The organism is Pseudomonas sp. R38(2017), from assembly GCF_002112395.1.
In the GTDB taxonomy this organism is placed as follows: Bacteria; Pseudomonadota; Gammaproteobacteria; order Pseudomonadales; family Pseudomonadaceae; genus Aquipseudomonas.
This window is the reverse complement of record NZ_NEHN01000003.1, coordinates 357522-375523: the sequence shown is the minus strand read 5'-3', so window position 1 is coordinate 375523 and position 18002 is coordinate 357522. Positions and strand designations below refer to the sequence as shown.

The 18002-nt window shown below is 61.6% G+C and carries 17 protein-coding genes; 10 read left to right on the top strand and 7 right to left on the bottom strand.

Annotation, left to right across the window (positions count from 1 at the left end; translation table 11 throughout):
- Together rpsP and ffh are read right to left on the bottom strand one after the other, a co-directional pair.
- Positions 1-252, bottom strand: a complete 252-nt coding sequence (gene rpsP, locus CAF87_RS08505) for a 30S ribosomal protein S16 (protein WP_003185073.1) — start codon at positions 250-252, stop codon at positions 1-3.
- A gap of 249 nt (positions 253-501) precedes the next feature.
- A complete protein-coding gene (gene ffh / locus CAF87_RS08500) occupies positions 502-1878 on the bottom strand; it encodes a signal recognition particle protein (protein ID WP_085729747.1) in 1377 nt (458 codons plus the stop codon).
- A 209-nt stretch (positions 1879-2087) separates the two neighbouring features.
- Here ffh and CAF87_RS08495 point away from each other — a divergent pair, with 209 nt between their 5' ends.
- The 3 genes from CAF87_RS08495 (at position 2088) to CAF87_RS08480 (ending at position 5706) form a co-directional block, all read left to right on the top strand.
- A complete protein-coding gene (locus CAF87_RS08495) occupies positions 2088-2900 on the top strand; it encodes an inner membrane protein YpjD (protein ID WP_085729746.1) in 813 nt (270 codons plus the stop codon).
- Between the two features lie 12 nt (positions 2901-2912).
- Positions 2913-4154 carry a transporter associated domain-containing protein gene (locus CAF87_RS08490; RefSeq protein WP_085729745.1) on the top strand — a complete coding sequence of 414 codons (1242 nt, stop codon included), beginning with the start codon at positions 2913-2915 and terminating at the stop codon, positions 4152-4154.
- A gap of 235 nt (positions 4155-4389) precedes the next feature.
- A complete protein-coding gene (locus tag CAF87_RS08480; RefSeq protein ID WP_085729743.1) occupies positions 4390-5706 on the top strand; it encodes an MFS transporter in 1317 nt (438 codons plus the stop codon).
- A 46-nt stretch (positions 5707-5752) separates the two neighbouring features.
- Here the strand turns inward: CAF87_RS08480 and purT are convergent, their stop codons facing one another.
- From purT to CAF87_RS08455, 5 genes are all read right to left on the bottom strand, one after another.
- Positions 5753-6934, bottom strand: coding sequence for a formate-dependent phosphoribosylglycinamide formyltransferase (gene purT, locus CAF87_RS08475; RefSeq protein WP_085729742.1), 1182 nt, complete (start codon positions 6932-6934; stop codon positions 5753-5755).
- 100 nt (positions 6935-7034) lie between these two features.
- Entirely contained in the window at positions 7035-7502 is a 468-nt protein-coding gene (locus CAF87_RS08470) for a preQ0 transporter (RefSeq protein WP_085729741.1), read from the bottom strand.
- Positions 7503-7565: 63 nt separating this feature from the next.
- The gene (locus CAF87_RS08465; protein ID WP_085729740.1) at positions 7566-7781 is read right to left on the bottom strand and encodes a DUF1289 domain-containing protein; all 216 of its coding nucleotides are present in this window, start codon (positions 7779-7781) and stop codon (positions 7566-7568) included.
- Complete coding sequence (locus tag CAF87_RS08460; RefSeq protein ID WP_011332606.1) at positions 7778-8302, bottom strand: gamma carbonic anhydrase family protein; 525 nt, start codon at positions 8300-8302, stop codon at positions 7778-7780. The genes CAF87_RS08465 and CAF87_RS08460 overlap by 4 nt, the downstream gene beginning before the upstream one ends.
- A 47-nt stretch (positions 8303-8349) precedes the next feature.
- Positions 8350-8949: a CoA pyrophosphatase gene (locus CAF87_RS08455; protein WP_085729739.1), complete on the bottom strand. Its 600-nt coding sequence runs from the start codon at positions 8947-8949 to the stop codon at positions 8350-8352.
- A 147-nt stretch (positions 8950-9096) separates the two neighbouring features.
- Here CAF87_RS08455 and CAF87_RS08450 point away from each other — a divergent pair, with 147 nt between their 5' ends.
- The 7 genes from CAF87_RS08450 to nagE all read left to right on the top strand — a co-directional run bounded on the left by CAF87_RS08450 (position 9097) and on the right by nagE (position 17757).
- Complete coding sequence (locus CAF87_RS08450; protein ID WP_085729738.1) at positions 9097-9648, top strand: NUDIX hydrolase; 552 nt, start codon at positions 9097-9099, stop codon at positions 9646-9648.
- 103 nt (positions 9649-9751) lie between these two features.
- The gene (locus CAF87_RS08445; protein WP_085729737.1) at positions 9752-10267 is read left to right on the top strand and encodes a murein L,D-transpeptidase family protein; all 516 of its coding nucleotides are present in this window, start codon (positions 9752-9754) and stop codon (positions 10265-10267) included.
- Positions 10268-10597: 330 nt separating this feature from the next.
- Positions 10598-11329 carry a GntR family transcriptional regulator gene (locus tag CAF87_RS08440; RefSeq protein WP_007954613.1) on the top strand — a complete coding sequence of 244 codons (732 nt, stop codon included), beginning with the start codon at positions 10598-10600 and terminating at the stop codon, positions 11327-11329.
- 30 nt (positions 11330-11359) lie between these two features.
- Positions 11360-12466, top strand: coding sequence for an N-acetylglucosamine-6-phosphate deacetylase (gene nagA / locus CAF87_RS08435; protein WP_085729736.1), 1107 nt, complete (start codon positions 11360-11362; stop codon positions 12464-12466).
- Positions 12459-13469 carry an SIS domain-containing protein gene (locus CAF87_RS08430; protein ID WP_085729735.1) on the top strand — a complete coding sequence of 337 codons (1011 nt, stop codon included), beginning with the start codon at positions 12459-12461 and terminating at the stop codon, positions 13467-13469. Before nagA ends, CAF87_RS08430 begins: the two co-directional genes overlap by 8 nt.
- A gap of 35 nt (positions 13470-13504) precedes the next feature.
- Entirely contained in the window at positions 13505-16018 is a 2514-nt protein-coding gene (gene ptsP, locus CAF87_RS08425; protein ID WP_085729734.1) for a phosphoenolpyruvate--protein phosphotransferase, read from the top strand.
- 23 nt (positions 16019-16041) lie between these two features.
- Positions 16042-17757, top strand: coding sequence for an N-acetylglucosamine-specific PTS transporter subunit IIBC (gene nagE, locus CAF87_RS08420; RefSeq protein WP_085729733.1), 1716 nt, complete (start codon positions 16042-16044; stop codon positions 17755-17757).
- Positions 17758-18002 lie beyond the last annotated feature (245 nt).

Sequence of the window (18002 nt, the reverse complement as noted above, 5' to 3'; positions counted from 1 at the left end):
TCAGGCCGCAGCCTTAGCCGATTCCTTCAGCAACTGAGCAACACGCTCAGAAGGCTGTGCACCAACGCTCAGCCAGTAGGCTACGCGCTCTTGGTTCACGGACAGACGGATTTCCTGACCACGGGCAACAGGGTTGAAGAAACCAACCTGTTCTTTGTGGGAGCCGTCACGCGGGTTACGCGAGTCGGTTACGGTCAGGTGGTAAAACGGGCGCTTTTTGGAGCCGCCAAGGGCAAGACGGATTGTTAGCATGTGAACATCGTTCCTGTAGTCGGTGCTGCAAATCTAAATGCACAGCGGGCATGGGTGCCCGAAAGGCCGCATATTCTAAGGAATATCCGGACTTTTGCAAATGACTTTTTCCGGCGCCTATGGCAGGCCGTGCAGATTTGCATATAGAGCCGTCGCTTAAAACGGCCGGTCAGCTCCCGCCGAATGCGGGTTTGCTGTTGATCCTGCGTCCTTGCAGGGTCTGCGCCGGTGCGACGACCGGCGAAGGCTTTACATCTTTGGCATGCCGCCGCCGGGCAACATACCGCCCATGCCGCGCATCATTTTCGCCATTCCGCCCTTGGCGGAGAATTTCTTCATCATCTTCTGCATCTGCTTGTGCTGCTTGATCAAGCGACCGATGTCCTGCACCTGGGTGCCGGAACCCATGGCGATCCGGCGCTTGCGCGAACCGCTGATCAGCTCAGGGTCGCGGCGCTCGGCCGGGGTCATGGAGTTGATGATGGCTTCCATCTGTTTGAATTGCTTCTCTGCGGCGTTCTGGGCATTGCCCATCTGCGACAGGTTCACACCACCGATGCTCGGCAGCTTGTCCATGAGGCCGCCGAGGCCGCCCATGTTCTTCATCTGTTGCAGCTGATCGCGGAAGTCTTCGAGGTCGAAGCCCTTGCCCTTCTTCAGCTTCTTGGCCAGCTTGTCGGCCTTGTCCTTGTCGAGGGTCGCTTCAGCCTGTTCGATCAGGCTGAGCACGTCGCCCATGCCGAGGATTCGCGAAGCGATACGCTCAGGGTGGAACGGATCGAGGGCCTCGGTCTTCTCGCCCATACCGATGAACTTGATCGGTTTGCCGGTGATGGCACGAACGGACAGCGCGGCACCCCCACGGGCGTCACCGTCGACCTTGGTCAGGATCACACCGGTCAGCGGCAGTGCATCGCCAAAGGCCTTGGCCGTGTTGGCGGCGTCCTGACCGGTCATGGCGTCGACCACGAACAGGGTTTCGACCGGGTTGATCGCGGCGTGCAGCGCCTTGATCTCGCCCATCATCTCTTCATCGATGTGCAGACGACCGGCGGTATCGACGATGACCACGTCGATGAATTTCAGTTTTGCTTCTTTAATAGCCGCGTTGGCGATGTCGACCGGTTTCTGGCTCAGGTCGGACGGGAAGAACGTCACGCCGATGTCGTTGGCCAGGGTTTCCAGCTGTTTGATAGCGGCAGGACGATAGACGTCCGCCGACACGACCATGACCGACTTCTTCTTGCGCTCTTTAAGGAAGCGCGCCAGCTTGCCGGCGGTAGTGGTTTTACCGGCCCCCTGCAGACCGGCCATCAATACGACGGCTGGCGGCACGGCACTCAGGTTCAAATCTTCGTTGGCCGCGCCCATCAGGGTTTCGAGTTCAGCCTGGACGATCTTCACGAACGCCTGACCCGGCGTCAGGCTGCGCGACACCTCGGTGCCGACAGCGCGCTCCTTGACCGAGTTGACGAAGTCCTTGACCACCGGCAGGGCGACGTCGGCTTCGAGCAACGCCATGCGCACTTCGCGCAGGGTGTCTTTGATGTTGTCTTCGGTCAGCTTCGCCTTGCCGGTGACATGGCGCAGCGTCTGCGAGAGACGTTCGGTTAAGTTTTCAAACATTGCGCGATCCTTTCAGGCCCTGTGTAGACCGGGATAATGGCGGCCCAGACCGGAATCAACATGTGCTCGGCGAGCCTGCGGCGTGGGCAGGTCGCGGATTATAGCGAAGACTGCGGCTGGCGGACACCTCGCTGTCAGCTTGCCGGTCTTTCGTGCCATGGCGGTTCTATGCCAAACTCAGCGCCTTTCGGGCTTGCCTAACAGGATTTATGCTCCCCTTGTCACCGAGTTTGCTGACCACCCTCGCCGCCGCCCTTCTATATGCCGCTGCGACTCTCTATCAGGGCACCCGCCTGGCCACTGGCGCCAAGGCCAACAAGCGCCTGCTGGTCACGCTTGGCGTGTTCGCCGTGCTGGCCCACAGTGCCAGCCTGCTGACTCATCTGCTGACACCGATCGGTCTGGGCCTGGACTTCTTCAGTGCTTCGAGCCTGATTGCCGCAGCGGTCATCGCCCTGACCCTGCTGGCCTGCTCTCGGATCCCGGTGGAAAACCTGCTGATCCTGCTGTTCCCGCTGGGTGCGATCACCGTATTGCTGGCGCAGTTCGCGCCGACCGGCACCGTGCAGATCATCGACGAAGAGCCGGGCATCCTCGCGCATATCCTGCTGTCGATCCTCGCCTACGGCATGTTCACCATCGCCGTGTTCCAGGCGTTGCTGCTGCTGGTGCAGGATCACCAGCTCAAGAACAAGCACCCATCCGGGCTGATCAAGAACTTCCCGCCGCTGCAAACCATGGAAAGCCTGCTGTTCGGCTTCCTCTGGGCAGGCTGGACGCTGCTGTCGCTGTCGCTGATTTCCGGCTGGCTGTTCGTCGAGAACCTGTTTGCCCAGCACCTCGTGCACAAGACCCTGCTGGCTTGCCTTGCCTGGATCGTGTTCAGCGTGCTGTTGTGGGGCCGCAACCGCCTGGGCTGGCGCGGCCACAAAGCGATCCGCTGGACCCTCGCCGGTTTCTGCCTGCTGATGTTGGCGTATTTCGGCAGCAAACTGGTCCGTGAATACATCCTGCACATCTGACGGGCGGCAAAAATGGACGGTTTGCCCATAGGGCCGATGCTCGCGGTATTTGTCCTGCTGATTCTCTGGTCGGGATTGTTTACCGCCATCGAAGTCGCGCAACAGCATCTGCTGGCGCAACGCACCGCGTCGCGTGCCAGTGACAAACCACTGGCAAAGCTGAGCTTCCCGCTCAACAGCCTGATCCTGTGCAACACCCTGTGCCGTGCCCTCGCCGTGGTGCTTGCCACGTTGCTGGCGATTTTCCTCTGTGAAGAAAACGGTCCATGGGCAGCCACTCTGGGTGCCGGCGCCGTCTTGCTGGTGTTTGCCGACTATTTCCCGCGCACCCTCGCCCAACGTTATCCGGACGCCGTGCTGTCCTTCGGCAATTCGTTGCTGGCTGTGCCGCTGAAAGTGATCTACCCGCTCGCATGGCTGCTGAGCAGCGTCAGTGGTTTGCTGTTGCGTCCACTGGTGCGCAAACCTCAGGTCGTACAGCAGAGCGAAGACGACGTCTCAGCCGATCGCCATGACGACCCGGAACACCCGCTTCGCCCGCACCCCGTTTCCGGCATCCATGCGCTGGACAACATCACGGTCAACGACATCCTGGTGCCTCGCAGTGATGTCGACGGCATCAATCTTGATGACCCGATCGAAGAAATCATCGAGCAATTGCGCCACAACAAGCGTACGCGCCTGCCGGTTTTCCACAGCGACATCAACCAGGTCGAGGCCGTTCTCAATACCCGGCAGATCCGCCACCTGCTGGACAATCACGCCCTGACCCGCGAGGCGCTCCTCGCCGCCAGCTATGAGCCGTATTTCGTCCCGGAAAGCACGCCTCTGCAACTGCAACTGCTGAACTTCCACAAGCAGCAGCGTCGGCTGGGCATGGTGGTGGACGAGTACGGCGAAGTGCTGGGGATTGTCACGCTGGAGGACATTCTCGAAGAAATCGTCGGCGAATTCGAAAGCCAGCACAGTCTCGACAACCCGCACATCCACCCGCAAGCCGATGGCCGCATGGTGATCGACGGCGCCGCCTCGATCCGCGAGCTGAACAAATGCCTGGGTTGGCACCTGCCCAGCGACGGCCCCCGGACTCTCAACGGTCTGGTGACCGAAGCACTGGAAACCATTCCGGAAAGCGCGGTCTGCCTGAAGATCGGGCGCTATCGCCTGGAGATCCTCGAAACCGAGGAAAACCGCGTGAGCAAAGTGCTCATCTGGCACACCAGCTCGGCACCGGCGCTCACGCCCATCCGCTAGCTCGCCCCTTGTTCAATCGTTAGCCACCTTCCTATAATCGCGGTGCTTACCCAAGCCCCGCCGAACCCCGTGCTTACCCCGCACCCCAAAGGTTCCGGCCAGTTCATCGCCGCTTTCCGCATCACACCGACGACTGTTCCTACCTGAAACAGCGCTCGCGCCCTATCCCACATCCCTGGGTGTTCGACCATAATAATTCGCTCCAACGGAGCTCATGACTGTCAGGGATCACCGCATGACAACCAGTACCGCTTATAGCGACACCGCGCCTGCCCAACCGACCAACTCCGCCACCCGCGTGGCTACGGCGAGCTTCATCGGCACGGCCATCGAGTTCTACGACTTCTACGTCTACGCCACCGCCGCTGCACTGGTGATCGGGCCGGTGTTCTTTCCGCAGACATCCGGCACGGCGCAGATGCTCTCGGCATTCCTCACTTTCGGTATCGCTTTCCTCGCTCGCCCGCTGGGCTCGGCACTGTTCGGCCACTTCGGTGACCGTATCGGACGCAAATCGACACTGGTGGCTTCGCTTTTGCTGATGGGCGTCTGCACCACCCTGATCGGCGTGCTGCCGGGTTACGACAGCATCGGGGCATGGGCACCGATCCTGTTATGTGTGCTGCGCTTCGGCCAGGGCCTGGGATTGGGGGGTGAGTGGGGCGGCGCGGCGCTGCTGGCCACCGAAAACGCTCCGAAGGGCAAGCGAGCCTGGTTCGGCATGTTCCCGCAACTGGGCCCTTCGATCGGTTTTCTGGCGGCCAACGGCCTGTTCCTGACCCTGGCCATGACGCTCAATGATGAACAGTTTCGCAGTTGGGGCTGGCGGATTCCGTTCCTGCTCAGTGCGGTACTGGTGATGGTCGGGCTGTATGTGCGCCTCAAGCTGCATGAAACCCCGGTATTCGCCAACGCCATCGCCCGTCAAGAACGGGTGAAGGTGCCGCTGGTCGAGCTGTTCAGCCAATACTGGGCGCCGACGCTGCTGGGGGCCGCCGCCATGGTGGTTTGCTATGCACTGTTCTACATCTCGACTGTGTTTTCCCTGAGCTACGGCGTGTCGACGCTGGGCTACAGCCGCGAGACATTCCTCGGGCTGCTGTGCTTCGCGGTGTTGTTCATGGCGGCCGCCACGCCGTTGTCAGCCTGGGCCAGCGATCGTTACGGGCGCAAACCCGTGCTGATCGTCGGCGGTGTACTGGCAATTCTTTCCGGATTTCTGATGGAGCCGTTGCTGACTCAGGGTTCGACCTGGGGCGTGGCACTGTTCCTGTGCATAGAGCTGTTCCTGATGGGCGTGACATTTGCCCCGATGGGTGCGCTGCTGCCGGAACTGTTTCCGACGCACGTCCGGTATACCGGCGCGTCGGCGGCCTACAACCTCGGCGGCATCGTTGGAGCCTCGGCGGCGCCGTTCTTTGCGCAGAAACTGGTGGCGATGGGTGGTTTGAGTTACGTAGGCGGGTATGTGTCTGCGGCCGCAGCGCTCAGCTTGATCGCGGTGCTGTGCCTGAAGGAAACGCGCCATAACGACCTGAATCAGGTGTCGTAGGCGCAATGATCGCTCCCGCACGGGCGGGAGCGATCAGATAGCGAGATTACAGCTCTACAACGACCGCCTGAGAAGCACGGGTCGCCTTGGCACGAGCCGCTTCAATCGACTCGTCACGCGCAAGGGCCACGCCCATGCGACGCTGGCCATTGACCTCAGGCTTGCCGAACAGACGCAGCGCGGTATCCGGTTCGCTCAGTGCAGCGCCGAGGTTGGCGAATGCGGTCTGGGTCGACTGACCTTCCACCAGAATCACCGCCGAAGCCGATGGGCCGAACTGACGGATCAGCGGCACAGGCAAGCCAAGGATTGCGCGCGCGTGCAGGGCGAATTGCGACAGGTCCTGGGAAATCAGGGTCACCAGACCGGTGTCATGCGGGCGCGGCGACACTTCGCTGAACCACACCTGATCACCCTTGATGAACAGCTCGACGCCGAACAGGCCGCGGCCACCCAAGGCTTCAGTTACCGCTTTGGCAACGCGCTCGGATTCAGCCAGTGCGATCGGGCTCATGGCTTGTGGCTGCCAGGACTCCTGGTAGTCGCCCTTCTCCTGACGGTGACCGACCGGCGCACAGAACGTGGTGCCGCCGATATGACGAACGGTCAGCAGGGTGATTTCGTAGTCGAAATCGATGAAGCCTTCGATGATCACCCGTCCTTTACCGGCGCGACCGCCCTCTTGCGCGTAATCCCAGGCTTTCTGCACGTCATCGACGCTGCGCAGCAGGCTCTGGCCCTTGCCCGACGAGCTCATCACCGGTTTGACAACGCATGGGAAGCCCAGGTCCTCAACGGCTTTGCTGTAGTCCTCGAAGGTGTCGGCGAAGTGGTACGGCGAAGTCGGCAGGTCCAGCTCTTCGGCTGCCAGACGACGGATGCCTTCGCGGTTCATGGTCAGTTGAGCGGCGCGAGCGGTCGGGATCACGGTGAAGCCTTCGGACTCCAACTCCACCAGCGTGGCGGTGGCGATGGCTTCGATTTCCGGCACGATGAAGTGCGGCTTCTCGGCTTCGATCACCGCACGCAGGGCTGCGCCGTCGAGCATGTTGATCACGTGGCTGCGATGGGCAACCTGCATGGCCGGCGCATTGGCGTAACGGTCAACGGCGATCACTTCAACGCCCAGGCGCTGCAGCTCGATCACCACTTCCTTGCCCAACTCACCACAGCCACACAGCAATACGCGGGTCGCGGTCGGCGACAATGGAGTTCCGATACGGGTCATCTCAGGTCCTCAAAGAAGCGGATCATCGAGGAAAGCAACGCCAGACGCGCTTTCCATGGGGAGAAAGCGCGGCATTTTACATGAACCTGAGGGTTTGGCTTCAGCCGGCGACAGCCTGTTTGCGTTCGCGCCAGGCCATGATCAGCCAAACCGCAGTCACACCGGCGAACTTCGAGGCCAGGGCGGTGATGATCACCGGCGGTGTCAGCAGGTCGATCATGCCGAAGAAGATGAAGGTATCAAGGGGAATGCTCAGCGCCGAGCTGATCCACAAGCGGTCACGCAGCGGGCGTCTGGTGATGCTGAATACCAGCCAGTCGATGCACTCGGACACTGCAAATGCCGTGGCACTGGCCATCGCAATCGACGGATCGGAGGTGACATAGGACAGCACCAGCGCCGCCAGCATCGCTACAATCGCGCCGTGGCCGAAACGGATCTGCACCATGTCGCGCAACACGAACACCAGCCCGCCCCAGGCCGACCAGATGATGTACAGGTGCGGCGCAGTAGAGAAGGCGAAGTTGATCAGCACGACACTGCTGATGTAAGCGATGAGGAAAATCATGGGCGTGACCTGTCAATTTGGCGCACAGGTTACTTCAGCCCTTCGATGACGCCAATCAAATCGCTATTGCCCAGGCGTTTTGCCGATCATCCAGACCAGCCCACTAGACTTCGCCCGCTCATGACACAACCCCAGCACCACCCGCCGCTCATCGTTGGTCATCCGGCTCCAACGCGTAATCTCCTCGACCGTGCGCTGGCAACCGGTGCAAATATCGTCATCGTCCAGCGCGCAAATATTCACGCAGGGCGAGGCCACCGGCCGCTCAACCGTATTCATTCTTCCTGCTCGACCAGATCGCGCGCATAGCGCTGTGAGTTATGCACATAGTGCGCGGCGCTGGCTTCGAGCATCTTCTTCTGTTGCTCGGTCAGTTCGCGCACCACCTTGCCCGGCGAGCCCATCACCAGCGAACCGTCAGGAATTTCCTTGCCTTCGCCAATCAGCGAATTGGCGCCAATGATGCAGTTCTTGCCGATCTTAGCGCCGTTGAGGATGACGGCGTTGATGCCGATCAGGCTGTAGTCGCCAACCGTACAGCCGTGAAGCATGGCGTTGTGGCCGATGGTCACGCCGGTGCCGATGGTCAGCGGGTAGCCCATGTCGGTGTGCATCACCGTGCCGTCCTGCACATTGCTGTTCTTGCCGATCAGGATCAGTTCATTGTCGCCGCGCAGTACGGCGTTGAACCAGACGTTGGCGCCTTCTTCCAGTCTGACCTTGCCCACCAGCACGGCGTTGGGGGCGACCCAACTCTGCGGATGGGTTTCGACACGGGCGTCGCCCAGGCGGTATTTCATCTTGTTTTCCTCAGGGCTCACGATGGCTGGCTATTCGAACGATGGCTTCAGGTGTTGATAAAGCTTTTCGGCGGCTGATGCAGGCTGATTTTGGCGTCATAGAGCAGGTTGATCAACTCGACGATCATGATCGCCGTCAGCCCCCAGATCTTGTATTCGCCGTATCGATAGCTCGGCACGTACCAACTGCGACCCTGATAGTCGATGCGGTGGGTGTGTTCGCGCGGATCCTTGCGGAAAAACTCAAGCGGCACACTGAACACCGCAGCGATCTCGGCATCGTTGGCCTGATATTCGACGAAGTCGGGAATCACCCCGACATAGGGCGTGACTTTGATGCCATGCAGGGAGATCAATGGGCTGAGCGGGCCGATCACTTCGACCAGGCCTGGCGGCAGGCCGATTTCCTCTTCGGCTTCACGCAGGGCGGTGAAAGTCAGGTCCGGGTCTTCCGGATCCCGTCGTCCACCGGGGAAGGCGACTTCGCCGCCGTGAGTCGAGAGCCCGCTGGCGCGCAGGGTGAGAACAAGTTCGGGCTCGTCACTGCGAGTAATCGGCACCAGGACAGCGGCCTCGGGGAAACGCGTGTCGGTCTCCAGCGTGCGCGGCGTGTGATTGCTTACCCGGTGCAGTAGCTCGTCCAGCATAAGTGTTCTCGATCTGTGCCTTGTCCTGCATCATGCACCAATCAATGCGACCGCCCAAGCCCCGAACAAGGGACATGTCGCGAAACGACAACTTGCCGACTGACACCGCTGCACGCCAAGATAGGCGCAGCATTCAGGAACTCCAGCATGAAATTTTGCAGCCAGTGCGGCAACCCGGTGAACCAGCGTATTCCCGAAGGCGACTCGCGGCTGCGATTTGTCTGCGACAGCTGTCAGACCATTCACTACCAGAACCCCAATATCGTGGCCGGCTGTGTGGCGACCTGGGGCAGCAAAGTCCTGCTCTGCCGTCGTGCCATCGAACCACGCCTCGGTTACTGGACGCTGCCCGCCGGGTTCATGGAGAACGGCGAGACCATCGAGCAGGCCGCCATCCGCGAAACCGCCGAAGAAGCCTGCGCCCGGGTGCGCAACCTGAGCATCTACACCCTGATCGACGTGCCGCACATCAGTCAGGTGCATGTGTTCTTTCGCGCCGAGCTCGCAGACCTGGACTTTTCCGCCGGTCCCGAAAGCCTCGAAGTGCAACTGTTCGACGAAGCGCAGATTCCATGGGACAAGCTGGCTTTCCGCACAGTGGGCCGTACCTTAGAATGCTTCTTCGCTGACCGCCGCGCCGAGACTTACCCGGTTCGCTCGGAATCAATCCCGCCGCTCGCTCAACCGACCATCACTTGATTTCAGCGCCAGCCGGCCGATAACCCGCGTGCGCAGCCCGCGACAGCGCCTGCATAAGATCTATAAATAAATTATCTGCATCACCTTCTGGGGAATCGTTTCAATGCGCTGGTTGCTTGCCCTGTTTTGCCTGTCGTTCGTCACCGTCTCCCAAGCGTCGTTCGTGACCACCGTGACGCCTTCGAACACCCCGCTCATCGAAAAAATACTGGTGCTCAAATCGGCTCATCAACTGCAGCTGATCGCCGACGGCAAACCGCTCAAGAGCTATCGCATTTCCCTGGGCAAGGGCGCGAAGAAAGGCCCGAAACTGATTGAAGGCGATAAACGCACACCTGAAGGTTTCTATTGGATCGACTGGCGCAAGACCAGCGACAAATTCAACCTGTCGATGCACATCTCCTACCCGAACATCAGCGACTCCGCCCGCGCCCGGCGCGAAGGCGTCGAGCCTGGTGGCATGATCATGATCCACGGCACGCCGGATTCCGCAGACAACCCGGAAAACCTGTTCCACACCCTGGACTGGACCGACGGCTGCATCGCCATGCGCAACGTCGACATGCGCGAAGTCTGGAACCTGGTGCCGGACGGCACGATGATCGAAATCCGCCCCTGATTCTGTCACCAGGGCACCTGCTTTCTCCGGGCCGCGAAGCGGCCCTTTCCCCTGACCATTGGTCGCCCGCAAAAAAATAAATGCAAAAGATCGCAGCCTGCGGCAACGCCTGAACGGTGATACCACTTTCACCCGCCGGAACTGCCGCAGACTGCGATCTTTTGCGTTCCAGCCCCCACCTCTAATACCACTTGAAACCACCCGCCCTTAAACACCCGATTTCAAAGGACCAGAGGCATTTCCGTTGCGTTGACATGGTATTCAAGTGGTATTAGTTTTCGCCGAAACAGCGAGCGACAACAATCCAATATCAGCTCCGGAAGTGCCTGCATGAACGATCTCCACGCCCTGCGCCCTGACGACTCCCAGCCGACGCCGCTGTACCTGCAACTGGCGCGCAACCTGGAAGCGGCGATTCATGCCGGGCAGTGGAAAGCCGAACAGGCGATGCCGTCGGAGCGCAATCTCAGCGAAATGCTGGGGATTTCCCGGGTCACCGCGCGCAAGGCGCTGGAAGTCCTGCTCGATCAAGGCTTGATTCGCCGCCTGCAAGGTTCCGGCACCTTCATCACCCCACGCCTTGAACAACCGCTGTCGCGCCTGTCGGGCTTCAGCGAAATGCTCCGTCTCAAGGGGTTCGTGCCCAGCTCACAATGGCTGGAGCGCGAAATCACCCTGCCCACCCACGAAGAACTGATCCGCCTCGGCCTGTCGCCGAACGACAAGGTTGCGCGCATGAAACGCCTGCGCAAGGCCGACGACACCGTGATGGCCATCGAGATGAGCACCCTGCCCGCCTCGATCATGCCCAAGCCACAAGTGGTGGGGGATTCCCTCTACGAACACCTCGACAGCATCGGCAAACCGATCGTGCGCGCCTTGCAGCACATCCAGGCGATCAACGCCTCGGACGAGTTCGCCGCACTGGTCGGCATCGCCCCCGGCACCGCGATGCTGTTGATGACCCGGGTCGGCTACCTGGAAGACAACACGCCGATCGAAGTCACCGACACCTATTGCCGCAACGACTACTACGACTTTGTTGCAGAGCTTCGCCGCTGATCAGCAGCCAGGCCAAACGAGAGAAGCGAAATGTCCGAAGACAACATCCTCACCGCTGACGGCTGGATTCGCGGCCGGCTGATCCACGAACACGGCAGAGTCGTGTCGATCGAAGGCGTGCCTTGCGATCCGGCGGACAACGACCTGCCTTACCTGCTGCCGGGTTTCATCGACCTGCACGTTCACGGCGGTGGCGGCAAAGACATCATGGAAGGCACCAGCGCTTTCGAAACCATCACAAAGACCCACGTGCGCTTCGGCACCACCTCGCTGCTCGCCACCACGATGACCGCGCCAAGTGCCGAGATTTCCAGCGTGCTCAAGGATGTCGGCGAGTTCTGCGAACAGCGTCCGAAAGGTGCCGCCCGGGTCCTCGGCGTTCACCTCGAAGGGCCGTACATCAACCCCGGCAAACTGGGCGCCCAACCGAACTTCGCCCACACCGCGCTGATGGCCGAAGTTGAAGAGTATCTGGCACTGGCGCCGATCCGGGTGATCACTATCGCCCCGGAAATCGCCGGCCATGACGGCTTGATTCGCGAACTGAGCCGCCGTGGCATCCGCATGCAGATCGGCCACACCCTCGGCAGTTACGAGGAAGGCGTCGCCGCACTCGAAGCCGGCGCCACCAGTTTCACGCATTTGTACAACGCCATGAGCCCGCTGCATCACCGCGAGCCGGGCATCGTCGGCGCCGCCCTCGCCCACGCCAAGTTTGCCGAGTTGATCCCGGACTTATTGCATGTGCACCCCGGCGCGATCCGCGTGGCCCTGCGCTCGATCCCGTGCCTGTATTGCGTCACCGATTCGACCGCCGCCGCCGGCATGCCCGACGGCGAGTACAAGCTCGGCAGCCACACCGTCACCAAATGCCTGGGCGGCGTGCGCCTGCCGGACGGCACGCTGGCCGGCAGCACCCTGACCATGGATCAGGCACTGCGCAATCTGGTGAAGATCGGCCTGCCGATCGCCGAGGCCTCGCAACGTCTTTCGCAATTCCCCGCCGACTACCTCGGCATCACCGAACGCGGGCGCCTGCAACCGGGCGCCTGGGCCGACTGCGTGCGGCTGGATCGCTCACTCACACTGACCGCCGTCATGGTCGAAGGAGAAGACATTGACTTCAAAAATGCTTGAGGAGGCGCTGTCCTCGTTCGAGGCCGTGCAAGCGCAACTGCAACAGCTCGATGGCTCGATGATCGAGATCGCCGGGCGCCTGCGCCGTCAGCCACCGCAAGTGGCGATGACCGTCGCCCGTGGCAGTTCCGACCACGCAGCGAGCTACTTCGCCTACCTGACCATGCAGCAACTGGGGATTCCGGTGGCGTCGCTGCCGATGTCGGTGGTGACCATGCAACAGGCGCCGTTGAAAGTCAGCGGTCAGGTCGCGTTCGCGTTTTCCCAGTCGGGCCAGAGCCCGGATCTGGTCAACAGCCTGCGTCTGCTGCGCAAGCGCGGCGCCCTCAGCGTGTCGATGGTCAATGCTGCCGATTCGCCGCTGGAGGCCGCATGCGAATTCAGCCTGCCGCTGCTGGCCGGTACTGAAAGCAGCGTCGCCGCGACCAAGAGCTTCATCGCCACCCTCAGCGCCAGCGCCCGCTTGATCGCGCACTGGAAAGAAGACAGTGAATTGCTGGAGGCACACAACGCCCTGCCCGAAGGCTTGCGCGACTCCGCGCAACAGGACTGGAGCCCGGCCATCGATGCCCTGCGCGATTGCGAACGGTTGATGGTGATCGGCCGTGGCGCCGGCTTTGCCATTGCCCAGGAAGCCGCGCTGAAATTCAAGGAAACCTCGGCCATCCAGGCCGAAGCCTTCAGCAGCGCCGAAGTCCGTCACGGCCCGATGGCGCTGATCGACGAAAACTACCCTCTGCTGGTGTTTGCCCCGCGCGGCGCCGAGCAGGCCGGCCTGCTGAGCCTGGCGGCGGAAATGCGTCAGCGTGGTGCCCGTGTATTGCTGGCGGCGCCGGACGATGTGCTCGAACGCAACCTGACCCTGTGCCGTGCTGAACACCCGGCGCTTGATCCGATTCTGGCGATCCAGAGTTTCTACGTGATGGCCGCCAACCTGGCCGTGGCCCGTGGCATGGACCCGGATCAGCCGCGCCACCTGAGCAAAGTCACCCGTACGCACTGAGTCCGAACCGAACGTTTTCCTGATGAGACCGAGCCATGCACAACAACAATAAAGAGCTGACTTTAAGCGCCCCGCTCAGCGGCCCGGTGCTCACGCTCGCCAAAGTTCCGGACGCGGTGTTCGCCAGCGGTGCGATGGGCGACGGCATTGCCATAGATCCGCTGAACGACACCCTGTATTCACCGTGCGCTGGCGTGGTGATCCATGTCGCCCGCACCGGCCACGCCCTGACCGTGCGAGCCGACAACGGCGCGGAAATCCTCCTGCACCTGGGGCTCGATACCGTCGAGTTGCAGGGCGAAGGTTTCTCGATGCTGGTCAAGGAAGGAGCGCGGGTCAGCAGTGGCCAGCCGCTGCTGCGCTATGACCTGGACAAGGTCGGCCTCCAGTGCAAAAGCCTGGTCAGCCTGTTGATCCTGACCAACAGCCAGGATTTCCAGGCGCGCCCCATCACCCTGAAAACGGTGAAGGTCGGCGAGCCGCTGCTGCACATCGTCGCTCGTCACAGTGCAGCGGCGAACACAGAAGAACTCGGCGGGCCGGAAGTTCACGGTCACGTGCGGGTCGCCCATCGCGGTGGTCTGCATGCACGTCCGGCGGCGTTGATCCGCCAGACTGCGCAAGGGTTCAAAAGCCAGTCGCAGCTGCATTTCGCCGGTAAATCGGCGCCGTGCAACAGCCTCATCGGCTTGATGGGCCTGGCGATTGGTGAGCAGGACGAAGTGCAAGTGAGTTGCCAGGGTTCCGACGCGCAAGCGGCGTTGCAAGCCTTGCTCACTGCACTGGCCACCGCCCTGCCGGAGGATCATCACGCCGCTGCACCGGTTGCTGCCGCGCCACGCAATCGTCCGGCCGAGGCTGGCGTGTTGCACGGTGTTTGCGCTGCACCGGGTCTGGTCGGCGGGCCGCTGTTTCGCTTGAACGCGATCAGCCTGCCGGCAGACGCTGGCAATCATCAGCCCGAGCACCAATTGCAGATCCTCGACGCAGCACTGAATCAGGTTCGCAGCGAAATCAACGGCACCCTCGCCCAGGCGAAAAAACAGCGCAATGCCGACGAAGAAGCGATCTTTGCCGCGCATCTGGCGCTGCTGGAAGACCCGGCCCTGCTCGACGCCGCGCAGCAATCGATCGAAACCGGCACCGCAGCGACCTACGCCTGGAGCCAATCCATCGAAGTGCAATGCGAAGTGCTGCAAAACACCGGCAGCCCGCTCCTGGCCGAACGCGCCAACGATCTGCGCGACTTGAAACAACGGGTGCTGCGCGCATTGCTCGGCGAAGCCTGGCATTACGAAGTGCCGGCCGGCGCCATCGTCGCCGCTCACGAACTGACGCCGTCGGATCTGCTGCAACTGAGTGCGCAAGGCGTCGCCGGCTTGTGCATGGCCGAAGGTGGCGCAACTTCCCACGTGGCGATTCTGGCCCGGGGTAAAGGCCTGCCGTGCATGGTTGCACTGGGCTCGGCGCTGCTTGATCAAACTCAAGGCCAATCGGTGGTGCTCGATGCCGACGGCGGACGCCTCGAACTGACGCCGAATGCCGATCGTCTGGCCGAAGTCCAACAAGCGCAAATCGACCGCCAACAACGTCGCGAAGCCCAGCAAGCCCAGGCCCATCTCCCGGCTGAAACCCGCAACGGCGTATCCATCGAAGTGGTCGCCAACGTCGCCTCCAGCCACGAAGCGGCGGATGCGCTTGCCAACGGTGCCGACGGCGTCGGCCTGTTGCGTACCGAGTTTTTGTTCGTCGATCGCCACACCGCACCGGACGTCGAAGAGCAGCGCGCCGCCTATCAAGCGGTGATCGATGCCATGGGCGACAAGTCGGTGATCATCCGCACTATCGATGTCGGTGGCGACAAACAGCTCGATTACCTGCCACTACCCGTGGAAGCCAACCCGGTGCTCGGCCTGCGCGGTATTCGTCTGGCCCAGGCCCGTCCGGAAATCCTCGATCAGCAACTGCGCGCCCTGCTGCAAGTCAGCCCGCTGCAGCGCTGCCGGATCCTGCTGCCGATGGTCACCGAAGTCGACGAACTGCTGCACATCCGCCAACGGGTCGATGCGCTGTGCCTGGAACTGGGCATCAATCAACGACCGGAAATCGGCGTGATGATCGAAGTCCCGGCCGCGGCGTTGCAGGCCGATCAACTGGCCGAGCATGCGGACTTCCTGTCCATCGGCACCAACGACCTGTCGCAATACACCCTGGCCATGGACCGCGACCACGCGGGCCTCGCCGCTCGGGTCGATGCCTTGCACCCGGCGCTGCTGCGACTGATCGCCATGACCTGCGAAGGTGCGGCGGTGCACAAGCGTTGGGTCGGCGTGTGCGGCGCCCTGGCTTCCGATCCGCTGGCGACGCCGGTGTTAATCGGTCTGGGCGTGACCGAACTGTCAGTGAGCCCGGTACAAATTGGTGAAATCAAGGATCGCGTGCGCCAGTTGCACGAAGCCGAATGCCAACGCCTCGCCCGGGACTTGCTCAAGCTGAGCAGCGCCGCCGCAGTGCGTCATGCCTGTCATCAACATTGGCCTCTGCGCTAACAAAAACAACAAGGACAAACGCCATGCACCAACTCTTCATCGAAGGCCTGCAACGCCTCGGCCGTGCGCTGATGTTACCGATCGCGATCCTGCCGATCGCCGGCCTGTTGCTGCGCCTGGGCGACACCGACCTCCTGAACATCGCGATCATCCACGACGCCGGCCAGGTGATCTTCGCCAACCTGGCGATGATCTTCGCCATCGGTATCGCGGTCGGCTTCGCCAAGGACAACAACGGCACCGCCGGCCTCGCCGGGGTGATCGGTTACCTGGTGATGATCTCCACGCTCAAGGTGCTCGATGCGAGCATCAACATGGGCATGCTCGCCGGGATCGTCAGCGGGCTGATGGCCGGCGCGCTGTACAACCGCTTCAAGGACATCAAGCTGCCGGAGTACCTCGCGTTCTTCGGTGGCCGGCGCTTCGTGCCGATCGTCACCGGTTTTGCGGCGGTCGGTCTGGGCGTGGTGTTCGGCTACATCTGGCCGCCGATCCAGCACGGCATCAACAGCTTCGGCAGCCTGATGATGGAAAGCGGCAGCTTCGGCGCCTTCGTCTTCGGCGTATTCAACCGCCTGCTGATCGTCACCGGCCTGCACCACATCCTCAACAACATGGCGTGGTTCGTGTTCGGCAACTTCACCGATCCGACCACCGGAGCCCTGGTCACGGGTGATCTGTCACGCTACTTCGCCGGCGATCCGAAGGGCGGCCAGTTCATGACCGGCATGTTCCCGATGATGATCTTCGGTCTGCCCGCCGCGTGCCTGGCGATGTACCGCAACGCCCTGCCGGAACGACGCAAAGTGATGGGCGGGATCTTCCTGTCGATGGCCCTGACTTCATTCCTGACCGGCGTCACCGAGCCGATCGAATTCGCCTTCATGTTCCTCGCACCGCTGCTGTATCTGGTGCATGCGCTGCTGACCGGCCTGTCGATGGCAATCACCAACGCCTTGAACATTCATCTGGGTTTCACCTTCTCCGGCGGTTTCATCGACATGGTGCTCGGCTGGGGCAAGTCCACCAATGGCTGGCTGGTGATTCCGGTGGGCCTGGCCTATGCGGTCATCTATTACGCGGTGTTCGATTTCTGTATTCGCCGCTTCAACCTGAAGACACCGGGGCGTGAAGACGTTGCCACCGCCGACAAAGCGGTTCTGACCGAGAACGAACGTGCCGGCGCTTACATAAAGGCACTCGGTGGTGCGGAGAATCTGGTGACTGTTGGCGCATGCACCACACGTCTGCGACTGGAAATGGTCGACCGCAACAAAGCCTCTGATGCCGATTTGAAAGCGCTGGGCGCAATGGCCGTTGTGCGTCCGGGCAAGGGTGGGAGTTTGCAGGTGGTTGTCGGGCCGATGGCCGACAGCATTGCCGATGAGATTCGACTGGCGATGCCGGCGTTGGGGCGTGCCGTAGTAGCTGCTCCTGTCGCTGTCATCGAAACCAGTGAACCGGTTGCAGTCGCTGCACCGCTGGCACAGCAATGGCTGACCGCCCTGGGTGGTAGCGACAACGTGCTGCAACTGGACTGCATCGCCATGAGCCGGATCCGCCTGCAACTGGCCGATGGCAAGGTGCTTTCGGAAAGCCGCTTGAAAGAGCTTGGATGTCTGGGTGTCAGCGCGCTGGAAGATGGCGTGTGGCATCTGTTGGTGGGTGAGCGGGCGCAGAGCTTGAGTGCCGCGCTTGAGGGGTTGGTTAATCGGAGTGAAGTGAGTGCGAAGGTTTAAATCCACCACTCAACACGATGAGCGTTAGCTCAAGTAAGGCTCTCGATCTTTTGGCCCCATCGGAAGGCTGAGTGGAGGGATTCATCCGGGGGTGGGAGCGCAGCGACCGTGCGGCGAAGCCGCATGCATCGAGAGGAGGTGCAGCGAAGCAAACCGTAGGCGATGCCCCCGGATGAATCCCGGAACGAAGGAACGCCGAGCCACAGCGAGGCGCCGAACGCAGGGGCCCAGCGTTTTTGGTTACT